The organism is Massilia sp. FBCC-B171, from assembly GCF_059134155.1.
Window position 1 is genome coordinate 2,171,905 of the sequence record NZ_CP101443.1, and the last position, 17,322, is coordinate 2,189,226.

16 protein-coding genes are annotated in these 17,322 nt (G+C 67.0%); 11 read left to right on the forward strand and 5 right to left on the reverse strand.

Going from position 1 to position 17,322, the window contains the following annotated elements; all coding sequences use genetic code 11:
- Positions 1–4 precede the first annotated feature (4 nt).
- From fdh3B to pncB, 11 genes are all read left to right on the forward strand, one after another.
- Positions 5–688 (forward strand): formate dehydrogenase FDH3 subunit beta, encoded by a 684-nt coding sequence (gene fdh3B / locus NMB41_RS09945; protein ID WP_494382287.1) that lies wholly within the window; start codon positions 5–7, stop codon positions 686–688.
- Positions 685–903, forward strand: a complete 219-nt coding sequence (locus tag NMB41_RS09950) for a hypothetical protein (RefSeq protein ID WP_494382288.1) — start codon at positions 685–687, stop codon at positions 901–903. Before fdh3B ends, NMB41_RS09950 begins: the two co-directional genes overlap by 4 nt.
- 9 nt (positions 904–912) lie before the next feature.
- Entirely contained in the window at positions 913–1,986 is a 1,074-nt protein-coding gene (locus NMB41_RS09955; protein WP_494382289.1) for a formate dehydrogenase subunit gamma, read from the forward strand.
- A gap of 8 nt (positions 1,987–1,994) precedes the next feature.
- Positions 1,995–2,456: a hypothetical protein gene (locus NMB41_RS09960; RefSeq protein WP_494382290.1), complete on the forward strand. Its 462-nt coding sequence runs from the start codon at positions 1,995–1,997 to the stop codon at positions 2,454–2,456.
- Complete coding sequence (locus NMB41_RS09965; RefSeq protein WP_494382291.1) at positions 2,456–3,121, forward strand: hypothetical protein; 666 nt, start codon at positions 2,456–2,458, stop codon at positions 3,119–3,121. The genes NMB41_RS09960 and NMB41_RS09965 overlap by 1 nt, the downstream gene beginning before the upstream one ends.
- Positions 3,118–3,558 (forward strand): DUF3305 domain-containing protein, encoded by a 441-nt coding sequence (locus NMB41_RS09970; protein ID WP_494382292.1) that lies wholly within the window; start codon positions 3,118–3,120, stop codon positions 3,556–3,558. The genes NMB41_RS09965 and NMB41_RS09970 overlap by 4 nt, the downstream gene beginning before the upstream one ends.
- Positions 3,559–3,566: 8 nt before the next feature.
- Positions 3,567–4,286, forward strand: a complete 720-nt coding sequence (locus NMB41_RS09975; RefSeq protein ID WP_494382293.1) for a DUF3306 domain-containing protein — start codon at positions 3,567–3,569, stop codon at positions 4,284–4,286.
- A 54-nt stretch (positions 4,287–4,340) separates the two neighbouring features.
- The gene (locus NMB41_RS09980; RefSeq protein WP_494382294.1) at positions 4,341–6,014 is read left to right on the forward strand and encodes a 4Fe-4S binding protein; all 1,674 of its coding nucleotides are present in this window, start codon (positions 4,341–4,343) and stop codon (positions 6,012–6,014) included.
- A gap of 143 nt (positions 6,015–6,157) precedes the next feature.
- Positions 6,158–7,837 (forward strand): AMP-binding protein, encoded by a 1,680-nt coding sequence (locus tag NMB41_RS09985; RefSeq protein WP_494382295.1) that lies wholly within the window; start codon positions 6,158–6,160, stop codon positions 7,835–7,837.
- Positions 7,838–7,965: 128 nt separating this feature from the next.
- The gene (locus NMB41_RS09990; RefSeq protein ID WP_494382296.1) at positions 7,966–8,457 is read left to right on the forward strand and encodes an SET domain-containing protein; all 492 of its coding nucleotides are present in this window, start codon (positions 7,966–7,968) and stop codon (positions 8,455–8,457) included.
- A 17-nt stretch (positions 8,458–8,474) separates the two neighbouring features.
- Positions 8,475–9,680, forward strand: coding sequence for a nicotinate phosphoribosyltransferase (gene pncB, locus NMB41_RS09995; RefSeq protein WP_494382297.1), 1,206 nt, complete (start codon positions 8,475–8,477; stop codon positions 9,678–9,680).
- Positions 9,681–9,686: 6 nt separating this feature from the next.
- Here the strand turns inward: pncB and NMB41_RS10000 are convergent, their stop codons facing one another.
- From NMB41_RS10000 to NMB41_RS10020, 5 genes are all read right to left on the reverse strand, one after another.
- Positions 9,687–10,778: an L-dopachrome tautomerase-related protein gene (locus tag NMB41_RS10000; protein WP_494382298.1), complete on the reverse strand. Its 1,092-nt coding sequence runs from the start codon at positions 10,776–10,778 to the stop codon at positions 9,687–9,689.
- A gap of 26 nt (positions 10,779–10,804) precedes the next feature.
- Positions 10,805–11,926: a DNA topoisomerase IB gene (locus tag NMB41_RS10005; protein WP_494382299.1), complete on the reverse strand. Its 1,122-nt coding sequence runs from the start codon at positions 11,924–11,926 to the stop codon at positions 10,805–10,807.
- 89 nt (positions 11,927–12,015) lie between these two features.
- Positions 12,016–13,644, reverse strand: coding sequence for a Na+/H+ antiporter (locus tag NMB41_RS10010; protein WP_494382300.1), 1,629 nt, complete (start codon positions 13,642–13,644; stop codon positions 12,016–12,018).
- 92 nt (positions 13,645–13,736) lie between these two features.
- Positions 13,737–15,983, reverse strand: a complete 2,247-nt coding sequence (locus NMB41_RS10015) for a hybrid sensor histidine kinase/response regulator (RefSeq protein ID WP_494382301.1) — start codon at positions 15,981–15,983, stop codon at positions 13,737–13,739.
- Positions 15,980–17,134 (reverse strand): pyridoxal phosphate-dependent aminotransferase, encoded by a 1,155-nt coding sequence (locus NMB41_RS10020; protein ID WP_494382302.1) that lies wholly within the window; start codon positions 17,132–17,134, stop codon positions 15,980–15,982. The genes NMB41_RS10015 and NMB41_RS10020 overlap by 4 nt, the downstream gene beginning before the upstream one ends.
- Positions 17,135–17,322: the final 188 nt, after the last annotated feature.

The following is a 17,322-nucleotide window of genomic DNA, read 5'->3' on the forward strand; positions in this document are numbered from 1 at the left end:
AATTATGTCCGCAAGGATGAAGTTCATCTGCGATACCGAGCGCTGCATCGACTGCAACGGCTGCGTTACCGCATGCAAGAACGAACACGAAACGCCCTGGGGCGTGAACCGGCGCCGCGTCGTCACCATCAATGACGGCGTGCCGGGCGAGCGCTCGGTGTCGATCGCCTGCATGCACTGCACCGACGCGCCTTGCCTGGCCGTGTGCCCGGTCAACTGCATCTACCACACCGAAGACGGCATCGTCCTGCACAGCAAGGACCAGTGCATCGGCTGCGGCTACTGCTCCTATGCCTGCCCGTTCGGCGCGCCGCAGTTCCCGGAAACGGGCCTGTTCAACCACCGCGGCAAGATGGACAAGTGCACCTTCTGCGCGGGCGGACCGGAACCGGACACCTCACCCGCCGAATTCGAGAAATACGGCCGCAACCGAATCGCCGAAGGCAAGCTGCCGGCCTGCGCCGAAATGTGCGGCACCAAGGCGCTGCTGGCCGGCGAGGCAAACCTGATCGCCGACATCTACCGCCAGCGCGTCGAGACGCGCGGCTACGGTCCCGAGCTGTGGGGCTGGAAGATCGCCTACGGTCCGAACAAGCGCGGCGGCGTGCGCAAGGCCACCGGCGACCTGCCGCGTGAAAACCAGAAACTTGGCGACAGCCAGAACATTCCGGGGAAGCTGCCGACATGAAACCATTCAAACTGATCGCGGCCCTGCCGCTGGCACTGGCCTTGTCCGGTTGCCTCGAAGTCGAACAGCATCCCGCCTGGATCAAGGGCGAGTACGCGGGCAAGGAAGATCCGCGCCACTTCCAGACGCTGTTCCATAACGACAAGCTCTCCTGGAACGCCGCGATTACCAATCGCACCAACCAGCAGAACGAGTACAACCGCGCCAATCCCTAGGAGCCTGCCATGCGAGCGAACCTGATTGCCCTGCGCGTCATCCTGGGCCTGCTGTGCGCTTTGGTGTTCGCGCCAAGCTGGGCGGGGGTACCGAACAAGGATGCCAAGCCCGCCTATGCGGAAGAGCAGACCATGCTGCAGATCGAGGGCGACTCGCGCGTGCGCGAGCCTGGCCTGGCCGAGAGCGCCTCGGGCCGCGTGCACATGGACCGCCACTTCCTCGGCCAGTACGGCAGCACCGAAGCGAACGTCATCGTCCAGCGCGGCGGCAATACCTGGCGCCTGCTGCGCAATGGCCCGGTGGCCCTCATCACCGGCACCATCCTGCTGGCCGTGCCGTTCCTGATCTTCGTCTTCTACCGCGCCTTCCGCCCGCCGACGCTGCCGGTCTCGGGCAAGCGCATCCACCGCTTCAGCAGCTGGGAGCGCGGCGTGCACTGGGCCACTGCCTATTCCTTCATTGCGCTGGCGGTCACCGGCATCATCATCATGTTCGGCAAGAACATCTTCATGCCCTGGATGGGCCACACCCTGTTCTCCTGGGTCGCGATCATCTCGAAATACGTGCACAACGTCGTCGGGCCGCTGTTCATCCTGTGCTCGATCCTGATGTTCTTCACTTTCCTGCGCCGTAACTTCTTCAACCGCATCGACTGGAACTGGGTCAAGCAGGGCGGTGGACTGACTTCGCACAAGCACGTCCCGGCGGGCTTCTTCAACGCCGGCGAAAAGACCTGGTTCTGGTTCGGTGTCGTGGTGCTGGGCCTGGTCATGTCGATCACCGGGCTGATTCTCGACTTTGTCAACTTTGGCCAGACCCGCTACGTGCTGCAGGTCGCCAACATCCTGCATATCGCAGGCGCCACGATGTACATGGCGGCGGCGATGGGCCATATCTATATCGGCACGATCGGCTCGCCGGGCTCCTACGAGTCGATGCGCCAGGGCAGCGTCGACGAAAACTGGGCCAAGGCGCACCACGCGCTCTGGTACGAAGAAGTGAAATCCGGCGCCGTGACGGTGGACGGCGCGCGTCCCGGCGCGGTGCCGCCGGTCGCGCCGCGCCCCGATCCCGCACACTGAGGTCATCGATGAAAGCATCCACCTTCACGTTCGGCATCCTCGCCGCCTGCGCCGCCCTGGCGGGCTGCGACCGCGGCCACACCAGTCCGAAAGACGGCATCATCCAGACCAAGTTTCCCGGACAGGTCACGGCCGGCGGCATGACCAGCGGCCAGATCATGGCGCACAGCCGCAAACCGGAAACGAATGCGGCCTATGCTGGCGGCACCCCGGGTCTTGCCGGCGGTTCCGGCGGCAACACCGCCGGCGCGGCCATGGGCGGCACCGTGGCCGAGACCGGCCAGGGACCGTCGCAAGGCGTCACGGCGCCGGCCAGCGGCGGCCAGCCAGGCAACAAGCCGGTCGGCGACTACGGCACCAAGCCAGCGGACGCGCCGCAGGCCGGGGTGACGCCGGTGGGGGCGGGCACCGCGACCAACCAGGACAGCAAGCCGGCAGCCGCGCCCGGGACTTTGACGGGAGGTAAGTGATGGCTACCCGATTCTTCACACGTGCGCTGATTGCAGCCGCCTGCGCCGGCAGCAGCCTGGCCTGGGCCACCTTGCCGGCGCCCACGCCCGCCCAGCAGCAGGCAGCCGCCGCCAAGAAAGCGGCTGCCGATGCACAGGCGGCCCAGGCCAAGGAGCAGCTCGCCGCTTCGATGGATGCGCTCAGCAACCGCTGGCGCTCGCAGGCCGGCGCCAAGGGCTGGAAAACCCACGCGCCGGTGGCGATTGCGGCCGCTCCCGTTGCCGGTGCGCCCGTGGCCGGCGCGCCGGCGGCTGGCACTGCCGCGACCAGCGCAGCGCCGGGCACGCCGCTGTCCGGCGCCGTCCCTGCCGCGGTCCAGACGACCGGCGTGGCCATTACCGGCACGCCGATGCCGGGCGTGTCGCCGCGGGTCACGGGCGTCTCGGCCAATACCCTGACCGGCACCCCGGCCGGGAATGCGGCCGCCTCGCCCGGTGGCGGCGCGGCGCCGCGCAGCGAGCAGGCGCTGCAGTCGGCCAACGTGCCGATCAAGAGCGAAAAACTCGGCACGGCCACGCCGAGTGCGGACACCAAGAAAGTGCAGACGCAGTCGGTGCCGAAAGGCGCCTCGCCGGCGGTCGACAAGGGCAATTCCAAGCAGACGAAGGAGATGAAGGTCCAATGAAAATGGCCAGCATGCCGATCGCGGTGATCATGCAGCGCCGCGCGCTGCAGCACCGCTGGGCCGACGAGGCCTGGTCCGCCGTCGGCGTCGTGCCCGACCGCGGCAATCTGCCGCGCCTGCAGATCCTCGGCGAAAGTCCCGAGCGCGACTACTACCTCGTCTCGGGCCTGGAACTCGAACTCTACACGGACGAAAACGAAGGCTATTACGAGAACGTGATCGCCCCCGAATCGAAGGTCTTCGTGCTGTGGCGCATGGAAGAGGGCCGCGCCATGCCGGCGCGCGCCTCGGTCAGCTATGTCGAAGGCACGCGCATGTTCGACTCGGGCGAATCGGCCGACGGCGTGACGATGCCGGCCGAGATCTACGCCTGGGTCGCCGCCTACCTGCGCGAGCACTACACGCCCAAGCCGCGCCGCGGCCGCCAGCACGGGTAAGGAAACGCATGCCCGAAGAAGGATTCCTGCGCCGCTGGGCGCGTGTCAAGGCAACTGGCGGCGATGATGTCGCCGAAGCGCCGCCGCGTCCTGCCGCGCCGGTGGCCGCGCCTGCACCGCCGCCGGCGCACAGCGCCGAGCCAGCAGGCGCCGCGCCCCAGAGCGCGCTGACGCTCGACGACGCCGCCCAGCTTGATTCCACGTCCGACTATTCCGCCTTCGTCAGCCAGGGCGTGGACCAGGACGTGCGCCGCCTCGCCCTCAAAAAACTGTTTGCCGACCCGCACTTCAATGTGATGGACCGGCTGGACATGTACATGGACGACTACAACAAACCGAGCCCGGTGTCGGCCGCGATGCTGGCCGCACTGCAGCACGCACGCGGCACCCTGCGCCGGCCCGAAGAGGTGCAGGCCGAACTGGCGCGCCTGGCGGCGCTGGAACCGCCACCCCATCCGAAGGGTGTGGCGCAGCCCATGCCGGTGCGGGCGCCGGCAGTGGAAGCGCCGGCCGAGCTTGCCGGCGAGAGCGACCCGCTCGACGCGCCGCAGCCGGACGGCGAGCTGCCCGACGCCGACGCCGACGCCGACACCGACACCGTCGCGGACGATCCCGCCATCACGCCCGTCAGCGAGGAAGCGCTCCCGGTCACGCTCCCGGTCGACCAGGACAATGATGCCATTGCGCTAACAATCGTGCGCGCGCACAATGGGGTGTCGCGCACGTAACCGGCACCGTATTCACATCCGCACGCTTCCCAAGCGCATTACTCAAGGTACACGATGAACATCCGATTTCTGGAAGGGCAGGCCGGCGACCCGCTGCAGGAACGCCGCAACGCCCTTGCCAAGACCGCCGCCATCCTGGCCGCCGACGCCATTCCTGCGCCCGAACCCGGCGTCTCGGTCAGCTACCGCTCCGGCGGGCGCACCCTCGTCGTTGGCAGCTCGCTGCAGGCCCTGGCCTGGGCCGAGCACTTGTCGACCGCGCTGCCGGTGACGCTGCTGCTGCTCGATAACGTCGACGTAGGCGCGCGCACCTATCCCGTCTTCCTCGCCCGCACGGTCGCCGTGGCCGGCTGGCTGGGCGCCTTCGAGGCGCGCTGGCAGGCGCCGAACCAGCCGGTCGAGCAGGGCAAGTTCGACCTCGTGCTCGACTTGAGTCCCAGCCCCCTGATCTCGACCCACCAGAATCCGCACGGCTATTACGCGCCGGGCGTGGAGGAAGCGGACCGCCGCGCGGCGGTGGCCGAGATGATGGAAATGACCGGCGACTTCGAAAAACCCAAGTATTTCGCCTACAAGGAGCGCCTGTGCGCCCATAGCCGCAACAAGCTGGTCGGCTGCACGGCCTGCATCGACATCTGTTCGGCCAAGGCCATTTCCAGCGACGGCGACCGGGTCAAGGTCAACCCTTACCTGTGCGCCGGCTGCGGCGCCTGCAGCACAGTCTGCCCCTCGGGCGCGATGAATTACGCCTACCCCTCGGCCGCCCACACCGGCAGCCGCATCAAGGCGGCCCTGCGCGCCTATTTCGAGGCCGGCGGCCAGGACCCGGTGCTGCTGCTGCACAGCGAGGGCGGGGCGCCGCTGATCGAGGCGGTCGCGAACGACGCCGCCGGCGGCCTGCCGGGCCGGGTGATCCCGTTCGCCCTGCACCACACTGCCTCGATCGGCATCGACGTCTGGCTCGCGGCCCTGTGCTATGGCGCGGCCGGCATCACGGTCTTGACGACGAAGGCGGATGCGCCGCAGTATGCGCAAGCCCTCGACACCCAGATGCAGGTCGCACAGACCGTGCTCGACGGCCTCGGTTATGCCGGCCCGCACTTCCAGCTGCTGCGCGTGGCAAGCGCGCAGGAGCTCGCCGTGGCCTTGCAGCACGTCCCGCGCGGCGAGGTCCCGGCGCAGAGCGCTACCTTCAACCTGGCCCAGGACAAGCGCAACACGCTCGACTACACGCTCGACCATTTGCTGCGCCACGCGCGCCAGCAGCCCGAGACGGTGGCCCTGCCGGTAGGCGCGCCGTTTGGCGCGATCGTCGTCAACAAGCAGACCTGCAGCCTGTGCATGTCCTGCGTCGGCGCCTGTCCGACGTCGGCCGTGATGGATACGCCGAATGCGCCGCAGCTGCGTTTCGTCGAGCAGAACTGCGTGCAATGCGGCCTGTGCGCGACGACCTGCCCGGAAAACGCCATCACACTGGTGCCGCGCATGGCCTTCGGCGAGCTGCGCAAGCAAACCGTGGTGCTCAACGAATCCCAGCCTTTCCACTGCATCCGCTGCAGCAAACCTTTCGGTACCGTGCACATGATCGAAAACATGCTGGCGCGCCTGTCCGGGCACAGCGCCTTTGCCGGCAACCTCGAGCGCCTGAAAATGTGCGGGGACTGCCGCGTGATCGACATGATGCAGCCGGAAGGCGAGCTCTCCGTGCCGTTGCGCCGTCCACGCTAAGTTTCTGAAAAACCGGCCGGGCAGCGCCCCGGCCGCGGCGCGCGCGCCGCTGCCGGGACGGTCCAAGCCATGGCACAATGTGCGCGAACAGACACGGGCACCAGACCCACAGAACGCACCCACCACTGCGCACAGGAGACACCATGAGCCCTTACCAGCGTTTCGTGCAAGCACGCGACTTCCTGCAACAGCACCGCACCGATTACGACAGCGCCTACCGCGGCTACCAGGCCCCGAAGCTCGACAGCTTCAACTGGGGGCTCGACTTCTTCGACGCCGAAGCCAAGGACAACCACGCGCCGGCGCTGTGGGTAGTTGAAGAGGACGGGAGCGAGCAGAAGATCTCGTTCGCCGACATGGCCTCGCGCTCGAACCAGGTCGCACAATACCTCCAGCAATGCGGCGTCGAACGCGGCGACCGGGTGCTCCTGATGCTGCCGAACCGGGTCGAACTGTGGGAAATCATGCTGGCCGGGATCAAGCTCGGCGCCGTGCTGGTGCCGACCACGATGCTGGTGTCGACCGCCGACCTGCAGGACCGCATGGAACGGGGCCGGGTGCGCCACGTGATCGTCCAGGTCTCGGACGCCCACAAATTCGAGGGGGTGACGGGCAACTTCACCCGCATCGCCGTCGGCGGCAGCCTGGACGGCTGGCACGACTTCGACGATTGCCGGCGCGTGCTGAGCGTCTTCACCCCGAAGGGCGCGACGGGCGCGAACGACCCGCTGCTGCTCTACTTCACCTCCGGCACGACCGCCCAGCCAAAACTCGTGCTGCACAGCCACCAAAGCTATCCGGTCGGCCACCTGTCGACCATGTACTGGATCGGCCTGCAGCGCGGCGACGTGCACTGGAACATCAGCTCTCCCGGTTGGGCGAAGCACGCCTGGAGCTGCTTCTTCGCGCCCTGGAATGCGGGCGCCACCGTGTTCGTGTTTAACTACGAGCGCTTCAGTGCCAAGGCGGCGCTGGACACCGTGCAGCGCTGCGGCGTGACCTCGCTGTGCGCGCCGCCGACGGTCTGGCGCATGCTGATCAAGGAAGACCTGAGCCAGTGGAAGCCGCCGCTGCGCGAACTGGTGGGGGCGGGCGAGCCGCTCAACCCGGAAGTCATCGAGCAGGTCGAGCGCGCCTGGGGCATCCGGATCCGCGACGGCTTCGGCCAGACCGAAACCACGGCGCAGATCGGCAATCCGCCGGGCCAGCTGGTCAAGCCGGGCTCGATGGGCCGTCCATTGCCGGGCTATTCGATTGCGCTGCTCGACATCGACGACCAGCCGGCGCAGGAGGGCGAAATCTCGGTGGCACTGACGCCGCGCCCGCTGGCGCTGATGCTGGGCTACGAAGGCGACGAGGAAAAAACGGCGGACGCCATGCGCGCCGGTTTTTACCATACCGGCGACACCGCCCTGATCGACGAGGACGGCTATTATTTTTACGTCGGGCGCAACGACGACGTCTTCAAATCCTCCGACTACCGCATCAGCCCCTTCGAGCTGGAAAGCGTGCTGGTCGAGCACCCGTCGGTGATGGAAGCGGCGATCGTGCCCAGTCCCGATGCGCTGCGCCTGTCGGTGCCGAAAGCCTTCATCACGCTGCGCCAGGGCGTCGAGCCGAGCCCGGAACTGGCGCGCGAACTGTTCGCCTTTGCCCGCGAACGGCTGGCGCCCTATAAACGCATCCGCCGCATCGAGTTCCGCGAACTGCCGAAAACCATCTCGGGCAAGATCCGCCGGGTCGAGCTGCGCAAGCAGGAAGCGGTGCGCGACACGGTGCCGGGTACGGGGACCGAGTTTCGCGAGGAAGACCTGGGGGCCTGATCACGGCGCGGTGCGCTTCTTTGCCAGAACGAACGCATGTGCGGCACAGGCGCTAAAAACCTACCATAATGGCAAGGATGCTTCATGCGCGTCGCATTTGCCTACCTTTTCCGTTCACCTGAGCCACCATGCCCACCACACCCGCAGCCAAGGCCGACCTGGCCTATGAAGTCAAGAAGTCCCCCGTCCACGGCAACGGCGTCTTCGCCCGGCGCCACATCGACGCGGGCGAACGCATCATCGAATACCGCGGCGAGCGCATCAGCTGGGATGACGCCACCCAGCGCGCCGAAGAGCGCGGCGGCCCGATCAACCACACCTTCTATTTCAGCCTGCACGACGGCCGCGTGATCGACGGCGGCCGGCGCGGCAACGATGCGCGCTGGATCAACCACGCCTGTTCGCCCAACTGCGAAGCCTATGAAGACGAGGGCCGCGTCTACATCCACGCGATCCACCCGATCGAGGCCGGCCAGGAGATGCACTACAATTACGCGCTGATCTACGACGAACGCCACACGCCGGCCCTGAAGAAGCTGTTCGAATGCCGCTGCGGTACCCCGGGGTGCAGCGGCACCATGCTGGCCCCGAAAAAACGCCAGAAGAAACAAGCGGCTTGAGCCCGCCGAAAGTAGCCATGAAGCCGATCGTCCGCAGTTTGCTGGAAACCGACCTGTATAAATTCACGATGTGGCAGGCCCTGCTGCACCGCCATCCGAACGCCCATGGCGAATACGAATTCCTGTGCCGTAACCAGCCCGACTATCCGCTGGCCGAGCTGAAAGAAGAGGTGGAACGCGAACTCGACCACCTGTGCGAGATGCTGTTCACGGACGAAGAAATCGCCTACCTGCGCGGCCTGCGCTTCATCAAGAGCGACTTCGCCGACTTCCTCACCGTGTTCCGCTTCCAGCGCAAATTCATCACAGTGGAAACTGACGGGCCGCACCTGCGCATCCGCGCCTGCGGCCCGGTCGTGCACGTGATGGGCTTCGAAATCTATGTGCTCTACATCGTCAACGAACTGTACTTCCGCCGCTTCGACCAGGGGGCGGCGATTCTCGAGGCCCGCAAGCGCCTGGCGCTGAAGATCGCGCAGTTCCGCGACTTCGACCAGGAGCCGAAACGCGTCAATCCCTTCGAATTCTTCGACTTCGGCGTGCGCCGCCGCTTCTCTGGCGAGTGGCAGGACGAAGTCGTCTCGACCCTGGCGCGCGAGCTGCCCCAGTTCTTCAAGGGCACCTCGAACGTGCACCTGGCGCGCAAGTACAACCTGGTGCCGATCGGGACCATGGCCCACGAATACCTGCAAGCCTTCCAGGCCTTCCCCGTGCGGTTGCGCGACTTCCAGAAGGCAGCGCTTGAGGACTGGGTGCAGGAATACCGGGGCGACCTCGGTACGGCGCTGACCGACGTGGTCGGGATGGACGCCTTCCTGGCCGATTTCGATTTGTACTTCGCCAAATTGTTCGACGGCCTGCGCCACGATTCGGGCGATCCGCTCGAATGGGGCGAGAAGGCGCTGGCCCATTACGCCAAGCTGCGTATCGACCCGCGCACCAAGCGCCTCGTGTTTTCAGACGCGCTGACCGTGCCCAAGGCGCTGGCCCTGTACCGCCACTTCGCCGACCGTACGATGACGGGCTTCGGCATCGGCACCCAGCTCACCAACGACACGCCGTATAAAGCGCTGAACATCGTCATGAAGCTGGTGCGCTGCAATGGGCAGCCGGTGGCGAAACTGTCGGACACGCCGGGCAAATCGATGTGCACCGACGAGACCTTCCTGGCTTACCTGCGCCAGGTGTTCGGGGTGCAGGAGCCGGGCAGCGGGCAGGCTTGATGCAGCTTAATCGGCCGGGCGCAGCTTCCACAACTCGGTCGGCAGCGCGCTTGGTGCATCCGGCTTGAAGAAGGCTGAATCCTGGATGTGCGAGGTGGTCACGTACACCGCGCCATCCGGACCCTGGCTGAAGGTGTCGGGCCAGCGCAGGCGCTTGTCCTGCACCAGGGTCTCGATGGGGGCGTGGGCGCCCTGGTCGAGGTCGCGCATGGCGATGGCGTCCATCTCGAGGCTGCTGAGCAGCATGCGGTTGGTCCCGCGCGGGATCAACAGGCCGTCGTTCACGCCATTCTTCCCATAGGGCTCGACGCTGCCCGACACATCCTCGCCGCGCATGCCGGCGCCGCGCAGCACGTCGGTCTTGACGCGGTACAGGGTGTCGCACTTGATCGCCTGACAGTACAGGTAGGCGCCGTCGCCGGACAGTTCGATGCCGTCGGACGAGAACTCGACGCCGCGTCCGTCCGGGCGGCGCAGCACCTGGCCGTCGGCCTTCACGTCCAGTCCCTTCTTCATCTGCGTCGACGGGTCGCCATCGAGCACGCGTTTCGCCTTGCCGCTCGCGACCTCGACCACCACGATCGCCCCCTGCACGCCGGAGTCGGTGATGTAGGCATGCGCGCCATCCGGCGAAAAGCGCACGTCGTTCAGGTAGGAGCCTTGCGGCGCCACGTCTTCGTCAAATGAGACGGTCTGTCTCACTTCGTCGGTGGTGAGGTCGATCCGCACCAGCTTCGGTCCGCCCTCGACGACATGGCTCTGCGCGGGCGCTGCCGGGTCGAGCACCCACAGGCTGCCGCGGCCGTCGGCGACGACGCTCTGCACGCAGACCCAATGATCCTCGGCCGACACCTCGTCCTTGCGCGCATTGCGCCAGCTGTTCCATTCTTTATCTGGATAGGGCTTGATGCTGCCGTCCGGCTGCAGCTCGGCCACCGACACTGCCGTGTCCTCGGTCCAGCGCGGGAAGTTGACGAAAATGCGGTTGTCCTCGGACACGGTGACGCCGGTTACCTGGTGCTCGAAACGGGCGACGCATTCGATGGCGACGCGGCCGGCCTGCAAGTCGAACGTGGAGGCGGTTTTCTGTTTGCTCATGGAGGTCCTTTACAATGTGGGTGGAATCAGGCGGCCTTGCGCTGTCTGCCTGCAGCGGCTTCGGCCTCGTGCTGGAGGCGCTGCTGCAGCATCGCGAGCACGGCCGCTTCCTCGGGCTGGAGCGATGCCAGGTCTTCGACCAGCTCCTGCTCGGCGCGCTCGCGCATCGCTTCGATGACGGCGCCTTCCATGTAGGCGTCGAGCACGGCCGGGTGTACATAGCACTTGCGGCAGACCGAAGGCGTGTTGCCGAGCTTCTGCGCGACCGATTCGATGGCGCGCACGATGTTCTTCTTGGCCTGGGTTTCGGAGTCGAACTTCTCGAATTCCTGCAGCGCCAGGGCCGCCAGCACGGTGCCGGACCAGGTGCGGAAATCCTTGGCCGTATACTCTTCGCCAGTAATCGAACGCAGGTAATCGTTGACGTCGCTTGAATCGATGCTGTGGCTCTCGCCATCCTCGTCCAGGTACTGGAACAGCTCCTGGCCCGGCAGGTCGCGCGTGCTGCGGATGATGCGCGCCAGGCGCCGGTCCTGCACGTGGATCTTGTGGAACACGCCGCTCTTGCCCCGGAATTTGAATTCGATGGCGCTGCCGTCGACCGTCACGTGGCGGTTGCGCAGGGTCGTCAGGCCGAACGACTTGTTGGTGCGCGCATATTCTTCGTTCCCGACCCGCATCATGGTCGCTTCCAACAGGTAGACGATCGTCGCCAGCATTTTTTCGCGGGGCAGGCCCGGCAGTTTCAGGGCGCGGTCGACTTCGGCGCGGATGCTAGGCAGCGCCTTGCCGAAGTTGATCATCCGTTCGTACTTGACCTCGTCGCGCGCGCTGCGCCATTTCGGGTGGTAGCGGTATTGCTTGCGCCCGCGCGCGTCGCGCCCGGTGGCCTGCAGGTGGCCGTTCGCCTGCGGGCAGATCCAGACGTCGGTCCAGGCGGGCGGAATGACGAGCGACTTGATGCGCTTGAGCGTCGCCTCGTCCTCGACCGGCTCGCCTTTTGGAGTGGTATAGGTGAAACCGTCCTTGCCGGGCTCGCGCCGGATGCCGGGCTTGTCGTCATGGACGTAGCGCAGGCCGGCGGCCTTGGCGGCGGCGGGCGGATCGGACAGCGGGGCCGCGTCTTGCGGTGTGGTGTCAAGGGTCATGGCGCGGCTCGGAAGTGAAACGGACCCGGCCGATATTACGCTTTTCACTAGTTCACACCGTTCGGGAGCTAACGCAGGCGCAGACCAATTCAGCGGTAGCGCGCCTCGACCAGGTCGATCTCGCGCAGCAGCTTGCGCGCCGTCTCGTCCGACAGGGTGCGCGCATGGACCATTGCGAGGATCGCCTGGCGCTCCGCCTGCAGCGCAGTCAGGCGGTACTCGCGCTCGGCCACTTCGGCCACCCGCACGCGCGCCGGGTCGTACAGCCCGTCGCCCCCGATCCTGTGCTCGTAGATGCCGCGCACATGCTCGGCCGCGCCGGCATGCACGTCCGGATCATGCTCCTGCTCGAGGTGGGCGTGCGCCGCCTTTTCGATCGCGGCAATGGCGGCGACGGCGGCCTCATGGCGCGCGTGGTCTTCCTCGGCTTCCTCGCTCGATTCCTCCGGCACTTCCAGCCCCTTCAGGACGCGCGGCAGGCCGATGCTGGCCACCAGCAGCGACACGATGATGACGGCGCTGGCGTAGAAAATGGCGAGGTCGCGCCCGGGGAAGGGCGCGCCGCCCGGCAGCGTCAGCGGCAGCGTCAGCACGCCGGCCATGGTGATGGCGCCGCGCACGCCGGCCAGCGAGGTGGCGATCACGAGGCGGAAATTCGGCGTGTAGACCTCCTGGCCGTGGCGCCGCGCTTTCAGGATTGTCAGGCGCATCGACACCCAGACCCAGACCAGGCGCAGCAGGATCAGCGCCAGGCTGATCGCGAGCGCCGTGCCGACCAGCGACAGGGGCGTCATGCGCGCGTCCAGCCGGGCGTCGTTCAGCGAACGCTCAACGATGTCGGGCAGCTGTTCGCCCAGCAGCACGAACATCACGCCGTTGAGGGCGAACTGCACGGTGTCCCAGACCACGGCGCGGCGCACCCGGGTGGTGGCCAGCGCGCGGCCGGAGAGTTCGACATAGCTCATCGTGATACCGGCCGCCACGGCGGCCAGGATGCCGGACGCTTCGATGTGCTCGGCCGCGAGATAGGCGCCGAAGGGAGTCAGGAGGTTGATCAGGATGGCCGAACCTTGTTCTTCGCCCAGGCGCTGGGCCGCGACGCGCTGCACGAAAGCGACCGTGGCCGTGATCACCACGCCGCAGGCCACCCCGGCCAGCGCCAACCATAGGAAGGTGGCCGACGCGCTCGCCAGCGAAAAGGCACCGGTCATGGCGGCGGCCACGGCGAAGCGGAAGCACACCAGGCCGGTGGCGTCGTTGAGCAGCGATTCGCCTTCCAGGATGTGCATCAGGCGCCGTGGAATCGGCACCCGTGAGGTAATCGAGGCGACGGCCACCGGATCGGTCGGCGCCACGATCGCGGCCAGGGCAAAGGCGACCGCCAGCGGCATCTCGGGCACCATCCAGTGGATCAGGAAGCCGGCGCCGAGCACCGTGAAGACGACCAGGCCCAGCGCGAGTTCGAGGATGATGCCCTTGTCGCGGAACAGCCCCACCTTCGGGATGCGCCAGCCATCGAGAAACAGCAGCGGCGGCAGGAACAGCAGGAAGAAGATTTCGGGGTCGAGCGTGACGCCATGGCCGAACACGCCGGCGATCACCGCGCCCAGCGCGATCTGCACCAGCGGCAGCGGCAGCGCGAAGGGCAGCATGCGCACCAGATAGCCGCTGGCGATTACTGCCAGCAGCATGGCAAGCACTACGCTGACCGATTCCATTCCCGCTCCCCGTCATGTCGAGCTGACATGATACGGGAATGCGGGATAGGGCGTTGGACAGGCAGGCGATGCAGCACCGCCGCGACCGTCATTTACCGCGGATGCTTCTCCGCCGCCGCATCGGCCAGCAAATCCGACAGCTCCACCGTATTGACCGGCTTGACCATGTAGTGATCGAAGCCGGCCGCCTCGGCGGCGTCGCGGTCCTGCTGGCGGCCGTAGCCGGTCATCGCGATCAGGGTCGCGCCGGTTGCTTGCGGCAGGCGGCGCAGGCGGCGTGCCAGTTCGTTGCCGTCGAAGTCGGGCAGGCCGATGTCGAGCAGGCAGACGTCGGGCGCGAACACGCGCGCCAGGTCGACCGCGTCGGCGGCGCTGTAGGCGATTTCGACGCGGTGGCCGCCGGCCGACAGGAACAGCTGCAGCGTGTGCGCGGCGTCCAGGTTGTCGTCGACCAGCAGCACCTTGAGCGGCTTGACCGACTGCGCGTGGCGCGACGTCTGGACCACCGGCGCCATCATTTCCTGGGTGTGGCGCGGCAGGCGCACCGTGAAGATGCTGCCCTGGCCGAGGCCCGCGCTGGCCGCCTGCACCGTGCCGCCATGCAGCTCGACCAGGCTTTTCGCCAGCGCCAGGCCCAGGCCCAGGCCGCCCTGGGAGCGGTCCGGCGTGCGCTCGGCCTGGGTGAACAGGTCGAACACGCGTGCCACCAGCTGCGGCTCCATGCCGATGCCGTCGTCGCGCACGGTGAGCACGTATTCCGGGCCGTCTTCGGCCAGGCCCAGTTCGATGCGCCCGCCTTCCGGCGTATATTTATTCGCGTTGTTCAGCAGGTTGGCCACCACCTGCACCAGGCGCTTGTGGTCGCCCTTGACGGGCGCGCTGTGCGGCGGCAGGTCGAGCACGACGCTGTGGCGGCGCGTGGCGATCAGCGGGCGGATCTGCTCGGCCGCGTCGTCGATCACCTTGCGCAAATCCAGCACCTGGGTCGAGATCGAGACCAGGCCGCGCGTCACCCGCGAGACGTCGAGCAGGTCGTCCACCAGGCCCGTCATGTGCTCGACCTGGCGCGCGATGATGGCGCAGGTCTGGGTGATTTGCGCGTTGTCCGAGTGCAGAAGCTTGAGCAGGTGGGCGCCGGTGCTGATCGGCGCCAGCGGGTTGCGCAGCTCGTGCGCCAGCATGGCCAGGAATTCGTCCTTGCGCTGGTCGGCCGCGCGCAGTTCGCGCTCGGCGAGGCTCCGGGCCGCTTCCTTCTTCTGCAGCGTGGCTGCCATCTCGTCGAGCGCTTCGGCCAGCTGGCCGATCTCTTCGCGCTCGTAGGCGATGCCCGAGCGCGCATCGAGGTCGCCGGCGGCGATGCGGCGCGCCGTGTCCTTCAGTTTGCGTACGCGCTGCACGATCAGCACGTCGCCGGCCAGCCAGGCCGCCAGCAGGGCCAGCATGGTGGTGGCGGCCAGGCCGACGAGCGACATCAGCTGGGCGCGGCGCGCGCCGGCCGTCACCGTCTCGACCGGAATGCCGATCGTGACCGTATAGTCCGACAGCGAAGGCGCACCGACGCGGGCAAAGGTATGCAGGCGCTCGACATCGTCGTCGTCGCGTAGTGCGACCGCGTGGCGGGTGCCGGTCTTGAGCGACTCGCGCATCGCGTCGCGCATGGCGGGCGACACCTTGGTGCCGAACCAGCGCTCCGGATCGGGACGGCGCGAGATGATGGTGCCGTTGGCGTCGGTCGTCACCAGCACCGAGCCGGGCGGCAGGTCGATGTCGGCCACAAAGGTGTCCAGGCCCGCCAGGTCCATCGCAGCAAAAACGACGGCGGTGACCTTGCCGCTGCGGTCGATCACGGGATAGGTGAGGTTGATCGTGTGGCGCCGGATCACGCGCCCGAACACGTAGTCGCCGGCGATGAAGCGGCGCTCGAGGATGGCGCGCTTGAAGTGGCTGCGGTCGCCCAGGTTGACCGGATGGAGCATCGGCACGGCGCTGCAGGTAACGTCGCCGTTCAGCTGGATCAGGCCGAAGTTGACATAGCCTTCGTTGCGGTCCAGGACGTCCGCCAGCAGCGCATTGCAGCGCGGCGCTTCGCCGAGCAGGTCGGGCACGCTGGCCAGGTCGACCAGGATCTGCCGCGCGCGTTCGACCGACTGCGCCTCGTTGGCCGCGGCCAGGTTGGTCAGGCGGCGCAGGTTGTCCTCGGAGGCTTCGATCGCCTGCTCGCGCTCACGCATGCCGCCCAGGATCGTCATCAGGGCCAGCGGCAGGATCGCCAGCGCGACCAGCAGCATCAGCCGGCTGCGCAGGCTGCTCAGTTTGAAGGGAGTCCGGGCGAGCTTCATCGGTCCGCCGCCAGCCGGTCGCCAAAGGCGACCAAACGCCGCAGGCCTTCCATCAGGGTCACCGTATCGTCGCAGATGTAGCCGATGCGGATGAAGCCGGGAACGCCGAGCGCATCCCCCGGCATGATGGCTACGCCTTCCTCGGCCAGCAGCGCTTCGGCAAACGCCTCGGTGTCCGTGGTCAGGGCGCGCACGTCGCCCCATAGATAAGGGCCGGAATCCGGACAGGCCATCTCGATCCACGGCACTTCGCGCACATGGCGCAGCACCGCGTCGCGCCGCGCGCGGTATTCATCGATCATGTGCCGTTGCGGGCCGCAGTCGAAGGCGGCGACGGTGGCCACCTGGGCCAGGTGCGAGGTCGCGGCGGTGATCGGGCCTTGCAGGGTCTGCATGGCGCTGGCGATTTCCAGCGGGGCCAGTGCGAAGCCGAGCCGCCAGCCCATCATCGCATAGCTTTGCGAGGCCGAGAAAATCGTCACCACGCCCAGCGCGCGCCAGTCGCACAGGGTGGCGAAGCTGGTGTGGGCCGGGCCGAAGCTGAGGTGCTCGTAGCTCTCGTCGACGATCACCTGGGCGCCGCTGCCATGCACCCAGGCGCACAGGTGTTCCAGCTCCTGCCGGGTATGGACCTTGCCGGTCGGGTTGTGCGGGTTGTTGATGATGACCAGGTCGGCGGCCGGGCAGGCTGCAAGGAACGCCGGCGTGAGGGTGTCGGGCAGGTCGACCAGCACCGGCTTCAAGCCGAGCAGCTGGCAGGTGGTCACATAGGCCGGCCAGTGCGGCTTGAAGATCAGGACGCTGTCGCCCGGATCGGTCATCGCATACAGGGCTTCGTAGAGCGCCTGCTTGGCGCCGTTGGTGACGATGATTTCGGCGGCGTTGGCCGCGACGGCGTTCTCGCGTTCGAGCTTGGCGCACAGGCTGCGGCGCACGTCGAGCGCGCCGGCAACGCCCGTGTAGGGCATGGTGCGCTCTTCCTGCACCGCGCGCGTGACGGCGTCGAGGACGGAGGCGGGCGGCGTGAAATGCGAGATCGCGATCGAGAAATCGATGATGCCCATGCCCTCGTTGCGGAAGGCTTCGACACGGCCATGCATGGCGGTCGTGGCCAGGGGACGGGAGGCGGCAATGCGGCGCGAAATCTTCATCTTCTTATGAGCTATGGGTAAATGATTAACACTGTGTCAGCTTGTGGCCTCCGCACGCCACAACATTTCCTGATTGTACTAAACATTCGTGTTTGGGCGAGCGCAAATGGATGCGAAAGCGGTGTTCCGTTTCAGGCGTCGCCGATGTCCAACAGTCGGCGCGCGTCACTGGCGCGGTGCGAGCGGGC

Coding starts and splice junctions, on each gene's coding strand:
- NMB41_RS09985 (WP_494382295.1), top strand. CDS start 6,158: ATGAGCCCTTACCAGCGTTTCGTGCAAGCACGCGACTTCCTGCAACAG.
- pncB (WP_494382297.1), top strand. CDS start 8,475: ATGAAGCCGATCGTCCGCAGTTTGCTGGAAACCGACCTGTATAAATTC.
- NMB41_RS10010 (WP_494382300.1), bottom strand. CDS start 13,644: ATGGAATCGGTCAGCGTAGTGCTTGCCATGCTGCTGGCAGTAATCGCC.
- NMB41_RS09990 (WP_494382296.1), top strand. CDS start 7,966: ATGCCCACCACACCCGCAGCCAAGGCCGACCTGGCCTATGAAGTCAAG.
- fdh3B (WP_494382287.1), top strand. CDS start 5: ATGTCCGCAAGGATGAAGTTCATCTGCGATACCGAGCGCTGCATCGAC.
- NMB41_RS10005 (WP_494382299.1), bottom strand. CDS start 11,926: ATGACCCTTGACACCACACCGCAAGACGCGGCCCCGCTGTCCGATCCG.
- NMB41_RS09955 (WP_494382289.1), top strand. CDS start 913: ATGCGAGCGAACCTGATTGCCCTGCGCGTCATCCTGGGCCTGCTGTGC.
- NMB41_RS10000 (WP_494382298.1), bottom strand. CDS start 10,778: ATGAGCAAACAGAAAACCGCCTCCACGTTCGACTTGCAGGCCGGCCGC.
- NMB41_RS09970 (WP_494382292.1), top strand. CDS start 3,118: ATGAAAATGGCCAGCATGCCGATCGCGGTGATCATGCAGCGCCGCGCG.
- NMB41_RS09980 (WP_494382294.1), top strand. CDS start 4,341: ATGAACATCCGATTTCTGGAAGGGCAGGCCGGCGACCCGCTGCAGGAA.
- NMB41_RS09950 (WP_494382288.1), top strand. CDS start 685: ATGAAACCATTCAAACTGATCGCGGCCCTGCCGCTGGCACTGGCCTTG.
- NMB41_RS09975 (WP_494382293.1), top strand. CDS start 3,567: ATGCCCGAAGAAGGATTCCTGCGCCGCTGGGCGCGTGTCAAGGCAACT.
- NMB41_RS09965 (WP_494382291.1), top strand. CDS start 2,456: ATGGCTACCCGATTCTTCACACGTGCGCTGATTGCAGCCGCCTGCGCC.
- NMB41_RS10015 (WP_494382301.1), bottom strand. CDS start 15,983: ATGAAGCTCGCCCGGACTCCCTTCAAACTGAGCAGCCTGCGCAGCCGG.
- NMB41_RS10020 (WP_494382302.1), bottom strand. CDS start 17,134: ATGAAGATTTCGCGCCGCATTGCCGCCTCCCGTCCCCTGGCCACGACC.
- NMB41_RS09960 (WP_494382290.1), top strand. CDS start 1,995: ATGAAAGCATCCACCTTCACGTTCGGCATCCTCGCCGCCTGCGCCGCC.